At 37.7% G+C, this 18,825-nt stretch carries 17 protein-coding genes and 1 other annotated feature; of the genes, 15 read left to right on the top strand and 2 right to left on the bottom strand.

Annotation, left to right across the window (positions count from 1 at the left end; translation table 11 throughout):
- The 7 genes from PB1_RS02745 (at position 1) to PB1_RS02720 (ending at position 6,969) form a co-directional block, all read left to right on the top strand.
- Entirely contained in the window at positions 1-984 is a 984-nt protein-coding gene (locus tag PB1_RS02745) for an ABC transporter ATP-binding protein (protein WP_003350617.1), read from the top strand.
- A complete protein-coding gene (locus PB1_RS02740; RefSeq protein WP_003350616.1) occupies positions 981-2,003 on the top strand; it encodes an ABC transporter ATP-binding protein in 1,023 nt (340 codons plus the stop codon). Before PB1_RS02745 ends, PB1_RS02740 begins: the two co-directional genes overlap by 4 nt.
- A 105-nt stretch (positions 2,004-2,108) precedes the next feature.
- Complete coding sequence (locus PB1_RS02735) at positions 2,109-3,749, top strand: peptide-binding protein (protein ID WP_003350615.1); 1,641 nt, start codon at positions 2,109-2,111, stop codon at positions 3,747-3,749.
- 130 nt (positions 3,750-3,879) lie between these two features.
- Positions 3,880-4,830 carry an ABC transporter permease gene (locus PB1_RS02730; protein WP_003350614.1) on the top strand — a complete coding sequence of 317 codons (951 nt, stop codon included), beginning with the start codon at positions 3,880-3,882 and terminating at the stop codon, positions 4,828-4,830.
- Between the two features lie 90 nt (positions 4,831-4,920).
- Positions 4,921-5,760, top strand: a complete 840-nt coding sequence (gene opp4C, locus PB1_RS02725; protein ID WP_238533090.1) for an oligopeptide ABC transporter permease — start codon at positions 4,921-4,923, stop codon at positions 5,758-5,760.
- Positions 5,761-5,905: 145 nt separating this feature from the next.
- Positions 5,906-6,127, top strand: a complete 222-nt coding sequence (locus PB1_RS18675; protein WP_081485586.1) for a YuzI family membrane protein — start codon at positions 5,906-5,908, stop codon at positions 6,125-6,127.
- Between the two features lie 95 nt (positions 6,128-6,222).
- Positions 6,223-6,969 carry a YjbA family protein gene (locus tag PB1_RS02720; RefSeq protein WP_003350610.1) on the top strand — a complete coding sequence of 249 codons (747 nt, stop codon included), beginning with the start codon at positions 6,223-6,225 and terminating at the stop codon, positions 6,967-6,969.
- 37 nt (positions 6,970-7,006) lie between these two features.
- Here PB1_RS02720 and trpS read toward each other — a convergent pair whose 3' ends face one another.
- The gene (trpS, locus tag PB1_RS02715) at positions 7,007-7,996 is read right to left on the bottom strand and encodes a tryptophan--tRNA ligase (protein WP_003350609.1); all 990 of its coding nucleotides are present in this window, start codon (positions 7,994-7,996) and stop codon (positions 7,007-7,009) included.
- A gap of 98 nt (positions 7,997-8,094) precedes the next feature.
- Positions 8,095-8,336, bottom strand: a binding site (T-box leader).
- Between the two features lie 571 nt (positions 8,337-8,907).
- Between trpS and PB1_RS02710 the strand changes: the two genes are divergently transcribed.
- The 5 genes from PB1_RS02710 to PB1_RS02690 all read left to right on the top strand — a co-directional run bounded on the left by PB1_RS02710 (position 8,908) and on the right by PB1_RS02690 (position 14,534).
- Complete coding sequence (locus PB1_RS02710; protein WP_003350608.1) at positions 8,908-10,557, top strand: peptide ABC transporter substrate-binding protein; 1,650 nt, start codon at positions 8,908-8,910, stop codon at positions 10,555-10,557.
- Positions 10,558-10,661: 104 nt separating this feature from the next.
- The gene (locus PB1_RS02705) at positions 10,662-11,597 is read left to right on the top strand and encodes an ABC transporter permease (RefSeq protein WP_003350607.1); all 936 of its coding nucleotides are present in this window, start codon (positions 10,662-10,664) and stop codon (positions 11,595-11,597) included.
- Positions 11,598-11,599: 2 nt separating this feature from the next.
- Positions 11,600-12,517: an ABC transporter permease gene (locus tag PB1_RS02700; RefSeq protein WP_003350606.1), complete on the top strand. Its 918-nt coding sequence runs from the start codon at positions 11,600-11,602 to the stop codon at positions 12,515-12,517.
- Positions 12,518-12,529: 12 nt separating this feature from the next.
- A complete protein-coding gene (locus tag PB1_RS02695; RefSeq protein WP_003350605.1) occupies positions 12,530-13,597 on the top strand; it encodes an ABC transporter ATP-binding protein in 1,068 nt (355 codons plus the stop codon).
- A 1-nt stretch (position 13,598) separates the two neighbouring features.
- Entirely contained in the window at positions 13,599-14,534 is a 936-nt protein-coding gene (locus PB1_RS02690; protein WP_003350603.1) for an ABC transporter ATP-binding protein, read from the top strand.
- Positions 14,535-14,935: 401 nt separating this feature from the next.
- Here the strand turns inward: PB1_RS02690 and PB1_RS02685 are convergent, their stop codons facing one another.
- Positions 14,936-15,121 carry a hypothetical protein gene (locus PB1_RS02685; protein WP_003350601.1) on the bottom strand — a complete coding sequence of 62 codons (186 nt, stop codon included), beginning with the start codon at positions 15,119-15,121 and terminating at the stop codon, positions 14,936-14,938.
- A gap of 561 nt (positions 15,122-15,682) precedes the next feature.
- Here PB1_RS02685 and spxA point away from each other — a divergent pair.
- The 3 genes from spxA to cls all read left to right on the top strand — a co-directional run bounded on the left by spxA (position 15,683) and on the right by cls (position 18,730).
- Positions 15,683-16,078 carry a transcriptional regulator SpxA gene (spxA, locus tag PB1_RS02680; protein ID WP_003350600.1) on the top strand — a complete coding sequence of 132 codons (396 nt, stop codon included), beginning with the start codon at positions 15,683-15,685 and terminating at the stop codon, positions 16,076-16,078.
- 386 nt (positions 16,079-16,464) lie between these two features.
- Positions 16,465-17,133 (top strand): adaptor protein MecA, encoded by a 669-nt coding sequence (gene mecA, locus PB1_RS02675; protein WP_003350599.1) that lies wholly within the window; start codon positions 16,465-16,467, stop codon positions 17,131-17,133.
- An 85-nt stretch (positions 17,134-17,218) separates the two neighbouring features.
- Complete coding sequence (gene cls, locus PB1_RS02670; RefSeq protein WP_034644842.1) at positions 17,219-18,730, top strand: cardiolipin synthase; 1,512 nt, start codon at positions 17,219-17,221, stop codon at positions 18,728-18,730.
- Positions 18,731-18,825: the final 95 nt, after the last annotated feature.

The following is an 18,825-nucleotide window of genomic DNA, read 5'->3' as shown; positions in this document are numbered from 1 at the left end:
ATGACAGCTTTATTGGAATTAAGAAACCTGAAAATATATATTAAGAAAAAAAATATCGATATTCCTGCTGTCGACGGAGTCGATTTAAAAATTCGGAAAGGAGAAACGGTTGCACTGGTGGGTGAATCGGGTTCCGGGAAAAGTATTACATCCCTTTCAATTATGCGTTTAATTCCAAGTCCTCCCGGAAAAATTGTGGACGGTGAAATCTTTTTTGATGGAAAAGATCTTGTAAAGTTGTCGGAAGATGAAATGTGTAAAATCCGTGGAAATGATATTTCAATGATTTTTCAAGAGCCGATGACTTCATTAAATCCTGTATTAACAATCGGCGAACAAATTATAGAGTTGTTGATATACCATCAGAATATGTCTAAAGCAATGGCTAGAAAGAAAGCAATTGAAATGCTTGAAATGGTTGGTTTCTCGCGAGCAAATGAAATTATATATGAATATCCTCACCGTTTGTCAGGCGGAATGAGACAGCGTGTGATGATTGCCATTGCAATGAGCTGTAATCCAAAACTGTTAATTGCCGATGAACCGACAACAGCACTAGATGTTACGATTCAGGCACAAATCTTGGAGTTAATGAAAAATTTAAGTAAGAAATTTCATACTTCAATCCTCATTATCACCCATGACTTAGGCATAGTATCCGAGGTTGCTGAAAGAGTTGTCGTCATGTATGCAGGCCAGGTGGTAGAAGAGGCATCGGTTTATGATTTGTTTGATGAACCGCTTCATCCATATACAGATGCGCTAATCGGATCAGTCCCATCGATTGAAGGGGAGATTTTGAGATTAAAATCTATTGAAGGAAATGTCCCGACACCGGAAAACTATTCAAAAGGATGCCGATTTGCCCCGCGATGCCCCAAGGTGTTTGACCGCTGTTTTAGTGAAATGCCGCAACTAATAAAGAAAAACGGTTCACGTTCTGTAAGATGCTTTTTACATGAAAGCAAGGGGGCTGGCGAATGATTTCAACAAGTGGAGAAAAACTAAAACACTCGGCCAAAAATGATTCTAGCATCATACTGGAATTACAAAATGTAAAAAAACACTTTTCGATTAAAGCGGGGTTTTTGCAAAAAACAGTCGGCCATATAAAAGCTGTTGACGGAATTAACTTAAAAGTGAAAAAAGGCGAGACAATCGGAATTGTTGGGGAGTCTGGATGCGGTAAATCTACCGCAGGAAGAACGATCATTCGTCTCTATAAACCTACTGAAGGAAAAATATTGTTCAAAGGAAGAGATATTTCCCGTTTAAGCGAATCTGAATTGCGGAAAAGCGTTCGCAAAGATATTCAAATGATCTTTCAAGACCCTTTTGCTTCATTAAATCCCAGAAAAACATTACGGTCGATCATTCGTGAACCTTTAAATACACACAACATGTATTCTGGTAAAAAGCGTGATGAAAGGGTAGAAGAGCTGCTAGAAAAAGTCGGTTTGAATGCATCCTACATTAACCGCTATCCCCATGAATTTTCGGGAGGACAAAGGCAGCGCATCGGAATCGCCCGAGCGCTCGCATTAAATCCTGAATTAATTATTGCCGACGAACCGGTTTCATCATTAGACGTTTCTATTCAAGCGCAAATTATTAATTTAATGGAAGATTTGCAAGAAGAATTTAGTCTGACTTATTTGTTCATATCCCACGATTTGAGTGTTGTAAGACATATAAGTGACAGAGTCGGCGTTATGTATCTTGGAAAAATGATGGAACTGGCTGATAAACATAAGCTTTATTCCGATCCGCTTCATCCATATACACAAGCCTTGTTATCTGCAGTGCCGGTTCTTAGAAAAAAAGGAGTGGCCAAAAGGGAACGCATCATATTAAAAGGAGAACTTCCGAACCCCGCTAGTCCGCCAAAAGGCTGTGTATTTCATACTAGATGTCCGGCTGCAACTGATTTATGCAGACAACTGGTTCCTGATTTCAAAGAAATTAAGAGAAATCACTTTGTTGCATGTCATCTTTACGAATAGAGAGAAGACATGTTCAGTATACTTGCTTTGAAAGGGGGAGGCAGATATTTTTAATCTTTTTTAGACCTAAATTTCAAAAAATTGAAAAAGTAAGGGGGAAGTAGATTGAGATTTAGACAAATTTCATGGATGTTTTTATGCCTGATATTTGTATTTTCATTGTTCCTTTCAGCATGTTCAAGCAAGGAAACAAGTGAACATGAAGAAAATGGAAATACAGGAAAAGAAAAAACAGGTGAACCGCAGAAAGGCGGAGATCTGATTGTAGGTTCTACCGGGTCACCAACTTTATTTAATTCATTATATTCCACAGATACTGCAAGCGGTGTAATTGAAGATTTAATTTTCAACGGATTAGTAAAAGCTGATACGAAGTTTAATGTTCAGTACGATTTAGCGGAAGATATTCAGGAATCAGAAGATGGCTTAACATATACTGTGAAAATTAATAAAGGAGTTAAATTCCATGATGGAGAAGAATTAACTGCTGACGACGTTGTATTTACGTACAACATTCCCTTAAGTCCGGATTACGCAGGTGAGCGCGGCTCTAACTTTGAAATGATTGAAAGTATTAAAAAAGTTGATGAGTACACAGTAGAATTTAAGTTAAAGAGAAAAGACGCAACTTTCGTCCCGACAACTTTAGAATATGACATTTTACCTAAACATATTTTAAAAGATGTTCCGATTGGTGAACTAGGTGAACATGAATTTAATACGAAAAAACCGATTGGAACTGGTCCATTCAAATTTGTTGAGTGGAAAGACGGCGAATATGTCAAAGTGGAAGCATTTGATGACTATTTTGAAGGCCGTCCATATTTAGATTCGATTACGTATAAAATTGTACCTGATGGAAATGCACTTATTGCTCAATTGCAAGCTGGTGATATTGATTATTGTGCAGAAGTCCCAGGTACAGACTTAGAAACTGTCAAAGCGATTGATGGGGTAAAAGTAGTTTCAGATTTAGCTTTATCTTATACATTTCTAGGTTATAACGAGAAGAACCCGCTTTTCAAAGATAAAATAGTTCGCCAAGCCATTACACACGCCATTGACCGAGAAGCAATCGTTGAATCAGTCATGAATGGAGAAGGTAAAGTCGCCCACGCACCGGAGAGCCCGCTTTCTTGGGCTTATAGCGACGATGTGCCAAAGTTTGAATATGATCCTGAAAAAGCGAAGAAATTACTTGAAAAAGCAGGCTGGAAAGATACGAATGGAGACGGCATCTTAGACAAAGACGGCAAAAAGTTCTCTTTTACTGTTAAAACAAATCAAGGCAATAAAGTTCGTGAAGATATCGTTGTTGTCCTTCAACAACAATTAAAAGAAGTAGGCATTGAAGTGAAACCGGAAATCGTTGAGTGGAGTGCATTCATTGAGCAAATTTCTGCACCAAATTGGAAATATGATGCGCTTGTTCTCGGATGGGGTTTATCAACATTCCCTGACCAATATGATGTTTTCCATTCCAGCCAAAGGGAAGAAGGGTTGAATTTTGTTTGGTGGTCAAATAAGCCAGCGGATAAATTGATGGAAGAAGCCCGGCAAATTCTTGATAAAGAAGAATATAAAAAAGCATATAGCGAGATTTACAAAATTATCGCAGAAGAGCAGCCTTATACGTTCCTTTACTATCCAAAAGAACATCGTGCAATGCCTGAAAACCTTCAAGGATTTGAGTTCCATGCAAGAAATCCATTCTGGAACGTTCATAAATGGTGGTTAAAACAATAAGCAGAACAAATTTTTGTTCTAGCATAGGGAAGGGGGTTTCTCTTCCCTCCTTTCATTGAAAATAGAAAACTGGACTATTTACTGGAAACATATTAAATAAGTTCGATTATTTTTCAAAGGAGAAATTGCCATGTTATCATATATCCCCCGACGTACATTTGCAGCTATCCCTTTGTTGCTGGGAATTACTGTTATCTCCTTTGTGATTATTCAAATGGCTCCAGGCGATCCGGCAAGTCTATTGATGGATCCAAATATAAGCCCTGCAGATAAAGAAAAATTTATTGAAAAGTACGGATTGAATGACCCGATACATGTCCAATACTTAAAATGGCTTGGAAATATGTTGCAGGGGGACTTTGGCACTTCATTAATAAGAAAGGGTACGCCTGTCATCGAACTAATTATTAATCGTTTGCCAAATACGCTGCTTTTAATGGCAGTATCCACTCTGATTGCACTCTTAATTTCGATTCCTTTTGGCATTATATCTGCTACAAAACGTTATTCAAAACTCGACTATTTAGTAACTGTTGCTTCTTTTTTAGGGTTAGCTATACCAAATTTTTGGTTAGGTTTAATCTTAATTATGGTTTTTGCTGTTCATTTAAAATGGTTTCCAACGGGCGGTGTAGCGACATTAAATGCGCCGTTTAGCATATGGGATCGAATTCACCATTTAATCATGCCGGCGTTTGTCCTTGCTTCTGCTGATATGGCAAGTCTTACACGTTACACCCGCTCAAGCATGATTGAAGTGATAAACCAAGATTATATGAGAACCGCCAGAGCGAAAGGATTTAATGAGCGAAAAGTCATTTATAACCATGGACTTAAAAATGGATTAATTCCGATCATAACGATTTTCGGATTAATGATACCGGGTTTTATTGGCGGAGCAGTCGTTGTAGAATCAGTATTCGGTTGGCCTGGTCTTGGCAAACTATTCATTGATTCTGCATTCCAGCGCGATTATCCTGTTATCATGGCATTAACGGTTATATCTGCGGTATTTGTAGTCATCAGTAACCTTTTCGCAGACATATTGTATGCGATATTTGATCCAAGAATCGAGTATTAAGGGGGTGACAAGGGAATGGCGCAAACAAATTCAACAACAGAAACAACAAAAGATATTTCATTACATGGAGTAAAAAGCAAACCTGATTCGATGCTGAGAATTTTTGTACGTAAATTTATGAAAAATAAACTTGCTGTTGCCGGTGCAATTTTTCTTTTTATTGTAATCAGTGCTGCAATACTTGCACCAGTTATTGCACCTTTTTCCCCTGAACAACAAAGTTTAGTAGATAGACTTAAACCGCCAAGTAAAGAACATTTGCTGGGAACTGATAGATTTGGGCGTGATTTATTTACTCGATTATTATACGGTGCCAGAGTTTCATTGTTAGTCGGTTTTGCATCAGTTTTAGGTTCAATAACATTCGGAACGGTTGTCGGAGCTATAGCAGGTTATTTTGGCGGATGGATTGATGCTGTTCATATGAGATTTGTCGACATTGTCCTTTCAATTCCCCAAATCTTTTTACTTATTACACTTGTAACGATTTTTAAACCTGGTGTAGATAAACTGATTATCATTTTTGCAATGTTAGGTTGGACTACAACTGCCCGCCTTGTTCGAGGTGAATTCTTATCATTAAGATCAAGAGAGTTTGTATTAGCATCAAAAACGATTGGAACAAGGGCGCATAAAATTATTTTTTCTCATATTTTACCGAATGCGATGGGACCAATTATTGTTTCTGCTACATTGTCAGTCGGCAGTGTTATTTTAGCAGAATCAGCGCTAAGCTATATAGGACTTGGAATCCAGCCGCCAACAGCAAGTTGGGGAAATATGCTGCAAGATGGACAAAACATAACAATTCTGTTAAATTCTTGGTGGTATCCGCTTTTTCCTGGATTAATGATATTATTTACTGTTCTTAGTTTTAACTTTGTTGGAGAAGGATTAAGAGACGCCTTAGATCCGAAAATAAACGAGTAAAAGTCAAGAATTTCTTGGCTTTTATTTTTTTGTTTAATAAATGAGATAAAAGTAAGAAATGAAGGCGGACATGCATATGAATAGTAGAAAAAAGGACTAGATAAGGGGCGATTTTGCATGAAACGAGTTTTTGAAGAGTTCAAATATGATAGTTAGATTATTTTTCTTTTTGCTTGGATTTAGTCTGGCAGTATCCGGCGGAATCAGCATAATCGCCTATCTAAATTTGTTGGCAACTGGCCATGGGATGATACATTATTTACAATTTATCAGCACTCGATTTGAATGCTATCTTCTGCCCTTCGGCTTAATTCTTATCTCACTTAGCATATATTCTGCACCGTCTAAAAATCACAATAAAATATAAAAATCATTGGAAGGAAAAGAATAATTTGGAATAATTTTTTCCGCCTCTGCCCATACTGATTGACAAACAGTTACTTGAAGTGAGGGGTTATGATCATGTTGTATCTTCATGATGTTTGGGTGAACTGGTTTGAAGGGGAAGAAAACGGATATAATGTCTGTCATTTTCATGAATGGAGAAAAGATGACAGTGTAGAATTATTAGACCAAGTACCGCTTTTAAAAATCGAAGCTGGTTTATTTAATTATATTGAAAACGATCTCTCTGAATTACCTCAACAGCTTTTAGACGATATTTTTCAAAAAGCGTATTTACGGAGAAATCACGAAAGAATCCAACTTGATTATTGTTGTGTCGTCTCCGATGGGACAGGCATTTTGGCAATTGATACAATAGGTTATAATATCCCAATCCGAAAAAGCCGGTTAATTCCAAGACAAGAGCAGCTAGTATATGAAATGATTGAAAATCAAGAAACCCTCTGTTATGGATTTAACTGTGAAACATCTTCGAAAAACTTCCATATTTTGTCTCCTGAACCGGAATTAATGAGAGGCCTGACGAGAAAAGAAAGACAATTAAAACAATTGTTGTTTATGGCACTCGATCAACTGAATTCTTCACAAAATGTCGCTGAAGTCCGCTACTGGTATACTGAGTGGTGTCCTGAAAAGTATTCAGAAATTCAACAATTGCCATTCAATGATGTTTGGAAAATGCTATTTGATGAAACGAAGCATGGTTGGTCAACCAAGCATGAGAAATTTTGTGAAAATATCATAAAAGGGCAGCCGTTCTTTGAAAAGTTGTGGGAAATGGAACACGGCCCAAAAGTAAATTAAAGGAGCTGAACTTACAGCTCCTAATTTTTTGTACTCTTTATTTCCGTTTTCTTCCGAGACCCATGGCATTTTCCATTTTCTTAAGCATTTTATTGGCAACATAATTCGCTTTTTCCGCCCCTTGATCTAATATTTCGTCAAGCTCGCTCGATTCCATCAATTCATAAAATTTTTGCTGGATAGGTGTAAGCGTATTTATAATTACTTGTGCAAGATCAGCTTTGAAGTCCCCGTATCCTTTTCCCGTATATTCCTCTTCAATTTCAGGAATCGGCTTATCGGTTAAAATCGAATAAATGGTAAGAAGATTGGAGATTCCCGGCTTTTTGTCTTTATCATATTTTACGATTCCTTCTGAATCAGTTACGGCGCTTTTAATTTTCTTTTCAATTTGTTTTGGATCATCTAAGAGAGTAATAAAAGCCTTTTGATTCGGATCGGATTTGCTCATTTTTTTTGTAGGATCCTGAAGTGACATGATCCGGGCGCCTACTTTCGGGATTCGCACTTCAGGAATCGTAAAAATGTTGTTGTATTTTTTGTTGAATCTTTCAGCCAAATCCCGTGTTAGTTCCAAATGTTGTTTTTGATCTTCTCCAACCGGAACTATATCGGTATTATAGAGCAAAATGTCTGCTGCCATTAAAGGCGGATAAGTCAATAACCCTGCAGATACAGCTTCTTTCCCTGCCGATTTATCTTTATATTGGGTCATTCGCTCCAATTCGCCGATATAGGCAATACATTGAAGCATCCATCCGGCCTGGGCATGTGCAGGCACTTCTGATTGAATAAATAAAGTACCCTTTTTAGGATCGATTCCTACAGCTAAATAAAGAGCAGCCAGGCTTCTAATATTTTTCCTTAATTCGAGCCTGTCCTGCGGAACTGTAATCGCATGCTGATCCACTATGCAAAAATAACAATTGTATTCATGCTGCAGCTCTACGAATTGCTTCATAGCACCAATGTAGTTTCCAAGCGTGATTGTGCCGCTCGGTTGAATACCTGAAAATATTGTTTTCATATCATTTCCTCCTTTAAATCCAGATCGCTCGATTGAGCAGCAAGAGCAGTAAGGAGAGCAGGATGGAGATGAAATAAAAGAGACCATTCGTTCCTAAAAATAGGGACGAATGGTCCGCGTTGCCACCCTAATTACTCCTAAGAGTCACTCATACCCCTTTCATCAAGAAAAAGGGGGTCCCTTTTAACGCGAGGAACGCGCCGGAAAATACTTTATCGCAGGATAATTTTCTTCCCGGGGCTCAAAAGTCCATTCCGTTCGCCTGGTTGCTTGTTTCCACCTGCCACAAACTCTCTGAAAACCGATGGACGAACGTACTACTCTTTATCATTGCCGCTCTGTAAATATTAGTCTTAAGTAATAAATAAAATATCCTAAATAAGTAAAAAAATCAAGAGGAGCTGTATTTATACAAGTTGCAGGAAATGGCTGCTTTTTATTATTTTGCCACAATAAGCCCTTAAAAATAAATATTTAAAAAATATTTCCTAAGAAATTGTCAAAAAAATTTTTGATTTCATGATACTGACGGCAATATATTTGCAATATAATATTTTCTGAAATGAAAACTTACTTGAAATAATGTTTTTAACTATTTATAATAAACCTAACAAACGCTTTCATTACGAAATTGTTACAATTTATTGAAAAAACTGTAAATCTCAGGGGAAACTTTCAGACAGTTTATAACTATCGATCATTCATTTAACTCTGAATTTTTCAGATAAAGAGTATGATTGATAGAAAAATTATAAACTTGTTTTTTTGTGTATTTCTAAATATTCCCAAAAATTTATTGATTTAAATTGACAGATTATTTAAGAAATATACTTGAGGCGTACAGTTGTTTAGAGAAGGAAGGACATATCGTAAAGAGCGTTTGCGTAATATTTATACGGGGGGGTAAAACCGTGAAAAAAAGATTATCAATCTTTTTCAGCATGTTGCTTGTTTTGAGCATGTTTCTCGCTGCATGCGGCGGCGGAGACAGTGCGGACGGCGACAAAGACAAAAAAGGGGACGGCGGGGCTAATCCGGATGTGCCTCAAGAATTTCGTGTAAACATCAAAACAGAGCCGTATTCTTTACATCCTGGTTTGGCAAACGATTCAGTTTCCAGTAACGTGTTATATCAAACTTTTGAAGGACTGACTCGTATCGACAAAAATGGTGAGCCTCAGCCTGCTATGGCAGAAGAAATCACTAAATCCGATGATTTGACAAAGTACACTTTTAAGATTCGCGAAGATGCGAAATGGACAAACGGAGACCCTGTAACTGCCCATGACTTCGTATATGCTTGGAAATGGGCTCTTGATCCTAAAAACGAATCTCAATATGCTTATCAGCTCTACTACATAAAAGGTGCACAAGCTGCCAACGAAGGCAAAGGTTCCCTTGATGCAGTAGGCGTTAAAGCAATTGATGACAAAACTTTGGAAGTTACTCTTGAAAATCCAACTCCATACTTCCTGGAGTTAACAGCGTTTTATACTTATTTCCCTGTAAACAGCAAAATTGCTGAAAAAAATCCAAAGTGGCATACTGATGCAGGGGATCAATATACTTCTAACGGACCTTTCAAAATGGTGGAATGGTCTCACAGCGACAAAATCATTCTTGAAAAGAACGAAAATTACTGGGATGCTGATGCTGTAAAACTTGAAAAAATTGAAATGTACATGATCAACGAACCTAATACTGAGCTTTCTATGTTTGATAACGGTGATTTGGATTGGGCAGGTAAGCCATTTGGAGAGCTTCCGACTGACGTTCTTCCGCAATTGAAGGATGAAGGAAAACTCCATGTGGAGCCAATTGCAAGTACTTATTGGTATAAGTTCCAAACTGAAAAAACGCCTTTAAACAACGTAAACATTCGCAAGGCTTTAGCTTATGCAATCAACCGTAAAGCAATTGTAGAAAACATTACTCAAGGCGGAGAAATTCCTGCGATGGCAGCTGTTCCTCCTTCCATGTTCAAAGAAAACGAAAAAGGTTATTTCAAGGATCATGATGTGAAGAAAGCAAAAGAGTTCTTGGCTAAAGGCTTAAAAGAACTAGGATTAAAAGACGTTTCTGAATTACCGCCAATCACGCTTTCTTATAACACAGATGAAGCACACCAAAAAGTCGCTCAAGCGATCCAAGATATGTGGAAGAAAGACCTTGGCATTGAAGTAACTCTTGACAATGCTGAGTGGAATGTTTACATCGATAAACTTCACACCGGTGATTTCATGATCGGCCGTATGGGATGGTTGGGTGACTTTAACGATCCAATCAACTTCCTTGAGCTGTACCGCGAAAAAAATGGCGGTAACAACAATACATTCTGGGAGAACGCTGAATTTAAGAAACTCCTAATTGATTCTCAAAAAGAAAGAGATCCTGAAAAACGTCTTCAAATGTTAAAAGATGCTGAAGAAATCTTTATCGATGAAATGCCTGTTGCGCCAATTTATTTCTACACTAACACATGGGTTCAAAAAGATAACCTCAAAGACGCAGTGATGTCTGGTCTTGGCGAGGTTCAATTAAAGTGGGCTTATTTTGAATAATCACCAAAATTGAATGAAAAATCACCAAAGGTATATGGGCTTTATGCCCATATACCTTCGTTTCTGAATAAAGCTCTTATTAGAAAAAAATGGAGGTGTGTCTTTTGGCAAAATACATTTCAAAACGTTTGCTGTATATGGCAATTTCCTTATGGTTAATTATTACAGCAACGTTTTTCTTAATGAGATTAGCACCAGGAAACCCTTTTACATCAGAAAAGCAGCTGCCTCCTGAAATTGAGGCGAGCCTCAATGAACACTACGGACTTGATAAACCTTGGTATGTACAGTATGGTGATTATCTAAAAAGAATTGTTCAATGGGATCTAGGTCCTTCATTTAAATACAAAGCACGCACCGTTAATGATTTAATAAACGAAGGCTTTCCAGTATCGCTGGCATTGGGAATTGAAGCAATCTTAATCGCAGTTGTATTCGGTATTGTATTAGGAGTAATTGCTGCACTGAAACATAATAAATGGCAAGATTATTCAGCCATGATCATTGCTGTTGCAGGAATCTCTGTTCCGTCTTTTATTATGGCTACGTTCTTGCAATACTTTTTGGCTATTAAAATGGGGATTTTTCCTGTTGCCCGCTGGGAATCATTTATGCATTCTGTTTTGCCTGCATTGGCGCTTGCTTCAACGCCGATGGCATTTATTGCCCGTTTAACACGTTCCAGTATGCTGGAAGTGTTAAGTAATGACTATATTAAAACTGCAAAAGCAAAAGGTCTAAGCCAAGGTGTTATTACGATGAAACATACAATCCGAAATGCACTCTTACCGGTTGTTTCCTATTTGGGACCGCTTTCTGCAGGAATCATTACCGGGAGTTTCGTAATCGAACAGATTTTCGGTATCCCGGGTCTAGGCAGTCACTTTGTCCTTAGCATCACCAATCGCGATTATACTGTTATAATGGGTGTAACTGTCTTTTACAGTATTTTACTTTTAGCGTCTGTTCTCCTTGTCGACATATTGTACAGTTTAATTGACCCGCGTATCAAATTGGCCGGCGGAAAGAAAGGAGAGTAACAATGCAGCAGATATCAAAAGAGAAATTTCAAATTGTTGGACCTAAAACATCAGACGCAGAAAAAATCTCAAAACCTAGTCTTTCTTTCTGGAAAGACGTGTTTATTCGCTTTCGAAAAAACAAGCTTGCCATGTTTGGAGTCGTACTTTTGGTTTTACTTATTTTTATGGCAATCTTTGGACCATATATGACAGAATATGATTATGCAACAAACGATTTAACGAATACGAATAAACCGCCATCATCAGAGCATTGGTTCGGAACCGATGATCTCGGCCGCGACGTTTTTGCCAGGGCATGGGAAGGTGCACGAATCTCTCTATTTATAGGAGTGGCAGCGGCACTTATCGACTTTTTTATCGGTGTTATATGGGGAGGCATTTCCGGTTATAAAGGCGGACGCACTGATGAAATAATGATGCGCATCGCCGATATTTTATACGGTGTTCCTTATTTGCTCTTAGTTATTATTTTAATGGTAGTGTTAGGACAAGGTTTAGGTACAATGATTCTTGCCATAACGATTACCGGCTGGATTAATATGGCGCGGATCGTCCGCGGACAAGTATTGTCACTAAAAAACCAGGAATATGTACTTGCGGCGAAAACGTTGGGAGCAAGCACATCACGCATTATGATGCGCCACTTGATTCCGAATGCAATGGGTCAAATTCTTGTTACTATGACATTGACAATTCCTACAGCTATCTTTACAGAATCATTCTTAAGCTTTATAGGTCTCGGGTTAACACCTCCGTTGGCCAGCTGGGGAACGATGGCATCAGAAGGTCTGCCGGCATTAAAATACTACCCATGGCGTTTATTCTTCCCTGCAACGCTTATTAGCTTAACGATCTTTGCTTTTAACGTCATCGGGGACGGTCTCCGCGATGCATTAGATCCAAGATTACGCAAATAAGGGAGTGAGAAAATGGAAAAATTACTCGAAGTTAAAAATTTGGAAGTCTCATTCCAGACATATGGAGGAGAAGTGAAAGCTGTTCGCGGTGTCAGCTTTGACCTTTATAAGGGCGAGACTCTTGCAATCGTTGGCGAATCAGGGTCAGGAAAAAGTGTTACATCGCAAACGATAATGAAATTAATTCCGATGCCGCCCGGCAAAATTACAGGCGGGCAAATTTTGTTTAATGGCGAAGATATTGTTTCTAAAACAGATAAACAAATGGAAAAAATTCGCGGGAAAGAAATCAGCATGATTTTCCAGGATCCTATGACATCTTTGAATCCGACTATGAAAGTCGGACGTCAAATTATGGAAGTTCTCATCAAACATCAAAATATGCCGACTTCCAAAGCAAAAGAACGTGCAATTGAACTGCTTCGTTTAGTTGGGATTCCAATGCCGGAAAAACGCGTTAACCAATATCCGCATGAATTTTCCGGAGGAATGAGGCAGCGTGCGATGATTGCGATTGCACTTGCAGCAAATCCAAAATTGTTAATTGCCGACGAACCGACAACCGCACTTGATGTTACCATTCAAGCGCAAATTTTAGAGCTTATGAAAGACCTTCAGAAAAAAATGGGTACATCGATCATTTTTATTACCCACGATCTTGGCGTTGTAGCCAATATGGCTGATCGAGTAGCAGTAATGTATGCAGGCCAAATTGTCGAAATGGGTACTGTTGATGAGATATTTTATGATCCTCGCCATCCGTATACATGGGGTTTGCTTACATCAATGCCAAGCCTTGAGAATGATGAGAAAGCAGAGCTGGCTGCTATTCCGGGAACGCCACCTGATTTAACGAACCCTCCTAAAGGAGATGCTTTTGCACCGAGGAATAAGTATGCACTGGCGATCGATTTTGAAGAAGAGCCGCCAATGTTCCAAATTTCAGAAACGCATTTTGCAAGAACATGGCTTCTTCATCCGGATGCACCTAAGGTTGAACCGCCAGAAGCAGTAAAGAAGCGTATGCGCAAAATATCCTCCGCTTTTGAAAAGCCAATTATAGTAAAGGAGGGTAAGTAATATGCCTGAAAAACTTCTTGAAATAAAGAATCTAAAACAATATTTTAATGTTGGAAAACCAAATATGGTAAAAGCGGTTGACGGGGTGACTTTTGATATTTATAAGGGTGAAACACTTGGCCTTGTTGGCGAATCAGGATGCGGCAAGTCAACAACCGGCCGGACAATTATTCGTCTTTACGATGCTACAGAAGGAGAAGTCCTTTTTAAAGGCGAAAATGTCCATGGAAAAAAATCACCGAAAGAATTGAAAAAATTCAACCGCAAAATGCAAATGATTTTCCAAGATCCGTATGCTTCTTTGAATCCAAGGATGACGGTTGCGGATATCATTGCAGAAGGCATTGATATTCATGGTTTAGCGAAAAACAAACAAGAGCGGATGCAAAGAGTATATGAATTGCTTGAAACCGTTGGATTAAACAAAGAACATGCTAACCGTTACCCGCATGAATTTTCCGGAGGCCAAAGGCAGCGTATTGGAATTGCCCGTGCTCTCGCTGTAGAACCGGAATTTATTATTGCGGACGAGCCTATTTCTGCGCTGGACGTTTCGATTCAGGCACAGGTTGTGAACTTGTTGAAAAAGCTTCAGCGTGAAAAAGGACTAACGTACTTATTTATTGCTCACGACCTGTCCATGGTGAAATATATCAGTGATCGCATCGGTGTTATGTACTTTGGAAAATTGGTGGAACTTGCACCGGCAAATGAACTTTATAAAAATCCGATGCACCCGTACACGAAGTCACTGTTATCTGCGATCCCTCTTCCAGATCCGGAAACCGAAAGGACGCGGAGAAGAATACCATATGATCCTAGAGTTCATAATTATTCAGATGATGAACAACTTAAAATGCGTGAAATAAGTCCGGGCCATTTTGTTTACTGCTCTGAAAAAGAATTTGCGCAATATAAGGCACAGATCAAAAAATAAGTAAGCAGGTATCGAAAAACGATCTCAAGTTTGAGATCGTTTTCTGTTTGCATAAGTTTCTCGGTGGATTTAGCTAAATCCTAATTAATACAGCAGTAAAACCGATCCAAATAGGAAAAATGATGAAAAGAATTGGACTTTCTGTGCAAAGAAATATTTTCTTTTATCCGTTAATGTATTTACGTTTGTATTAATAATACAACAATTTGATAAAAAATACTATTATAAATTTTCAATCTTTTACATGCATTTCGACCGTTTTTTACATATTTACAACTTGATTAGCCGACGGGGCCAAACCCCAAATATTAATAAATCCATTGTATATATTGTCATTGCCGAAGAGTCAGATCCATTTGAGTCAGCCCGTGTATGCGCTTTCTAAGTTGATCATGGATTAATTATCGTTTTTTTCCTCCAATCGATTTCCATCCAGTTTGCATTTTTGCAGATTGATCTGCAAGTTCGGATTTACGATTGCCGCCAAAAAATTTTTTGCCGATTCCATTTGTGAACACACCCATTATTGCCGTTATTCCGATGACAAGTAAAGCTACTAATGTAAAATCAGTCAGGTATTTAACCATGCTCGACCTCCCATTTCATTTTGGCCGTTTAGTCTGTGTTGGATATTAAGAAAAATTCCCATTATTTTTATTTTAAACGATGAACGCTTCCATTAAAAGAGGGGACGCCTCAAATACTTCCAGCAGACATAGTATTGGCAAATTATAACCTTATTTTCATTTTCAAGAACCAATTGAGAAAAAAGTTTAAAAATAATATATTCGGGTATTAAATGATTAAGAAAGGATTAAGCCTGTTTTATTTTAATTGTACAGAAATGTCTTATTATTGGCTGAATATTATTAAAAAGTAAATAAATGCAGCAAAAAATGAAACTTTTTACTTCCTTTTTCGTCTTATTAGTATAGATTACATACAGTGATAAAACACTTATAAGACTTTTGTCATTTTTATAAAAAAAAGATACAAAACGAACAGCCGGTAGTGTATAATAAATGATATAAATTACTTAATTAAAGTAATTTTTATTTTTAATCAGTTTTAATTAACTCACTGTATTTTGCTTTTATCAACATTGGTTAGTAAATATATATCTTTTTTAAAGGGAGTGTGATTTGTTGATGGTCACATTATACACTTCACCAAGTTGTACATCATGCAGAAAAGCCAAACAATGGCTTGAAGAACACGATATACCTTATAGAGAAAGAAATATTTTTGCTGAACCTTTATCAATCGAAGAAATTAAAGAAATCCTTCGAATGACTGAAGATGGTACAGACGAAATAATTTCAACAAGGTCAAAGACGTTCCAAAAACTTGATGTTAATTTGGAAACAATGCCATTACAGGAATTGTTCGTGCTGATAAAGAATAACCCAGGTTTGTTAAGACGTCCGATAATTATGGATGAAAAACGCTTGCAAGTGGGTTATAATGAGGATGAAATCCGCAGATTTTTACCGAGAAAGGTACGCACTTACCAGCTTCGTGAAGCACAGCGCCTTGTAAATTAATTGATAAGAGGCTGACTCATCAGGGTCTGACTCCCTCCGGCAAACACAATATATATGTTGTGGGATGGGACTGACCCTTTGCTTGAGTCAGCCTCTTTTTATTTATACGGATAAGAGCAAATTTTATTGATTACATCATATATTTTTGATAATATACAAAGAATATATTATCAACCTCAATAGGTGAATGATGGATTTTTTTAATACGGCTGCATTTTGTTTCCCTTATGGCACTTTTTATCATAAAATAGGAGTACAAGGTGCAATTTATCTATTGCCTTTTACCTCTAAAGTGATTATCTTTAGGGATATAAAGAAATGAACGATATGTCTGTATGGGGGTATTTAGTCCCTTCAATCTATTTATCGGAAGGGAGAGTTTTCCAATGGAAATTGAACGTATAAATGAGAATACCGTAAAGTTTTATATTTCTTATGTAGATATAGAGGAAAGGGGCTTCGACCGCGAAGAGATTTGGTATAACCGGGAGCGGAGCGAAGAACTTTTTTGGGAAATGATGGATGAAATTCATCAGGAAGAAGATTTTGCAGTGGAAGGTCCGCTTTGGATTCAAGTTCAAGCACTTGAAAAAGGGCTTGAAATTCTTGTCACGAAAGCTCAGCTTTCGAAAGACGGACAAAAATTTGAATTGCCGATTCCGGACGATAAATTTAGAGATCTCCCTGTAGATGAACGGATTGAAGACCTTCTTGACCAGCATTTTCATCCAAAGCTTGAAGAAAGCCACGATGAAATGGACGATGACAATCTTGATTTTTTGCTGGCGTTTGCAGATTTTGAGGACTTAATTTCTCTCTCTCGCAATGCCAAACTTGATTCTTTGGAAACGAAACTGTATTCATTTGAAGGGATATATTACTTATATATTGAATTTCCTGAAGAAGAGTATGAAGAAGATGAGATAGATAATGTTTTAAGTTTTCTTCTGGAATTTGGAACAGAGGCATATACGACTATCCACCGTATTGAAGAGTACGGAAAACAGATTATCGCTCATGATGTATTCCGTACAATCAGACAATATTTTTCTTAAATTTACCGATTTCGGCAATGAAATCGGTATTTTTTCATGAATATTTTGATTTTATTTTGGCTGGAAAAAATGGCGGTGAGTTATGTTGAAAAATACAGTAAGAATCATATTGTATTTCATTATTTTAAGTGGTGTTTACTATTTCTTCCAGGAAAAAATATCAGGCGGGTTATTAGGCTACTTAAGCATATTGATCAGTCTCTCTGTCATTTTTATAGGATTTGTTATTTTCCTGGAAAACCGACATCCAACTCAAACACTTACATGGCTGGTTGTACTTGGCAGTTTTCCTTTAGTCGGATTTATCTTTTATTTACTATTTGGCAGAAACTATCGCAAAGAAAGAATGTTCCGCAAAAAATATTTTCTTGATAAAAAAGCCTTTCTTCTAATTGAAGGGGAAACAGACCCGAAAAGTGAAGAAAAAATTAAACAAATGGGAGCTCACCAAAAGAGACTCTTCCGGTTGGCGCAAAAACTTGGAAACAGTCCAATTTCCTTTGCAACTGCAACAAAAGTTTTAACGAACGGGCATGAAACTTTCGACCATATTCTAAAAGCGCTTGAACAGGCGACACATCATATTCATCTTGAATATTATATTGTCCGTCATGATGACATTGGTCAGAAAATTAAGAATATCCTGATTCGTAAAGCAAAAGAAGGAGTTAAGGTCCGATTTTTATATGATGCTGTAGGGTCATGGAAACTTTCAAAAAAATACATAAAAGAACTACGAAACGACGGTGTTGAAATGGTTGCCTTCGGACCTGTAAAGCTTCCATTCTTAAATAGTAAATTTAATTTCCGAAACCACCGCAAGATCATCGTCATTGACGGAACGATAGGGTTTGTAGGTGGATTGAATATAGGAGATGAGTATTTAGGGCGTGATGAGAATTTTGGATTTTGGCGCGATACACATTTAATGGTCGAGGGGGAAGCGGTCAGGACTTTGCAGCTAATCTTTTTGCAGGATTGGTATTATATGACCAATAAAAGTTTTTTGACTGCTGAATATTTGTCGCCTCAACTCAAGGAAAAAAATCATGGCGGTGTTCAGCTGATTGCCGGAGGACCAGATAATGAATGGAGCGTTTTGAAAAATATCTTCTTTTCGATGATTACATCAGCAAAAGAATCTGTATGGATTGCTTCACCATATTTTATCCCGGACGAAGATATATTCTCCGCTATCAAAATTACGGCATTAAGCGGCCTTGATGTCAGATTGCTTGTTCCGAAAAAACCGGATAAACGAATTGTTTTTCATGCATCCAGATCTTATTTTCCTGAGCTGCTTGAAGCTGGAGTAAAAATTTATCAATATGAAAAGGGATTCATGCACAGCAAAATTATCATTGTTGATCATGAGCTTGCTTCAATTGGAACGTCTAATATGGACATGCGCAGCTTTCATTTGAATTTTGAAGTCAATGCATTTCTGTACAGGACTCGAAGCACTCAAGCACTGGTAAGGGAGTACATGAATGATTTGGAACACTCAACACAGATTGACCCGGAAACATTTAATAAACGCCATATTGGTTATCGCCTTTTAGAATCGACATCAAGGCTCTTGTCGCCGTTGCTTTAAAGAACGGGGTCAGACCCCTCTAAAGGAGGGAGTCAGCCCTTTGTTTTTTAAAGGATTTTTTAAAAAAATAGCGAAATACTTCATTGAAAGGAGGT

Origin of the sequence: Bacillus methanolicus PB1 (assembly GCF_000262755.1) — a bacterium.
Classification (GTDB): Bacteria; Bacillota; Bacilli; order Bacillales; family Cytobacillaceae; genus Bacillus_Z; species Bacillus_Z methanolicus.
Note: the sequence above shows the minus strand (reverse complement) of the source record. Positions and strands in the feature narration are given on the sequence as shown.

Bases quoted from the DNA above. Each gene is read 5' to 3' on its own strand.
- PB1_RS02745 (WP_003350617.1), top strand. From the start codon at position 1: ATGACAGCTTTATTGGAATTAAGAAACCTGAAAATATATATTAAGAAA.
- PB1_RS02740 (WP_003350616.1), top strand. From the start codon at position 981: ATGATTTCAACAAGTGGAGAAAAACTAAAACACTCGGCCAAAAATGAT.
- PB1_RS02730 (WP_003350614.1), top strand. From the start codon at position 3,880: ATGTTATCATATATCCCCCGACGTACATTTGCAGCTATCCCTTTGTTG.
- opp4C (WP_238533090.1), top strand. From the start codon at position 4,921: ATGCTGAGAATTTTTGTACGTAAATTTATGAAAAATAAACTTGCTGTT.
- PB1_RS18675 (WP_081485586.1), top strand. From the start codon at position 5,906: ATGATAGTTAGATTATTTTTCTTTTTGCTTGGATTTAGTCTGGCAGTA.
- PB1_RS02720 (WP_003350610.1), top strand. From the start codon at position 6,223: ATGTTGTATCTTCATGATGTTTGGGTGAACTGGTTTGAAGGGGAAGAA.
- trpS (WP_003350609.1), bottom strand. From the start codon at position 7,996: ATGAAAACAATATTTTCAGGTATTCAACCGAGCGGCACAATCACGCTT.
- PB1_RS02700 (WP_003350606.1), top strand. From the start codon at position 11,600: ATGCAGCAGATATCAAAAGAGAAATTTCAAATTGTTGGACCTAAAACA.
- PB1_RS02695 (WP_003350605.1), top strand. From the start codon at position 12,530: ATGGAAAAATTACTCGAAGTTAAAAATTTGGAAGTCTCATTCCAGACA.
- PB1_RS02690 (WP_003350603.1), top strand. From the start codon at position 13,599: ATGCCTGAAAAACTTCTTGAAATAAAGAATCTAAAACAATATTTTAAT.
- PB1_RS02685 (WP_003350601.1), bottom strand. From the start codon at position 15,121: ATGGTTAAATACCTGACTGATTTTACATTAGTAGCTTTACTTGTCATC.
- spxA (WP_003350600.1), top strand. From the start codon at position 15,683: ATGGTCACATTATACACTTCACCAAGTTGTACATCATGCAGAAAAGCC.
- mecA (WP_003350599.1), top strand. From the start codon at position 16,465: ATGGAAATTGAACGTATAAATGAGAATACCGTAAAGTTTTATATTTCT.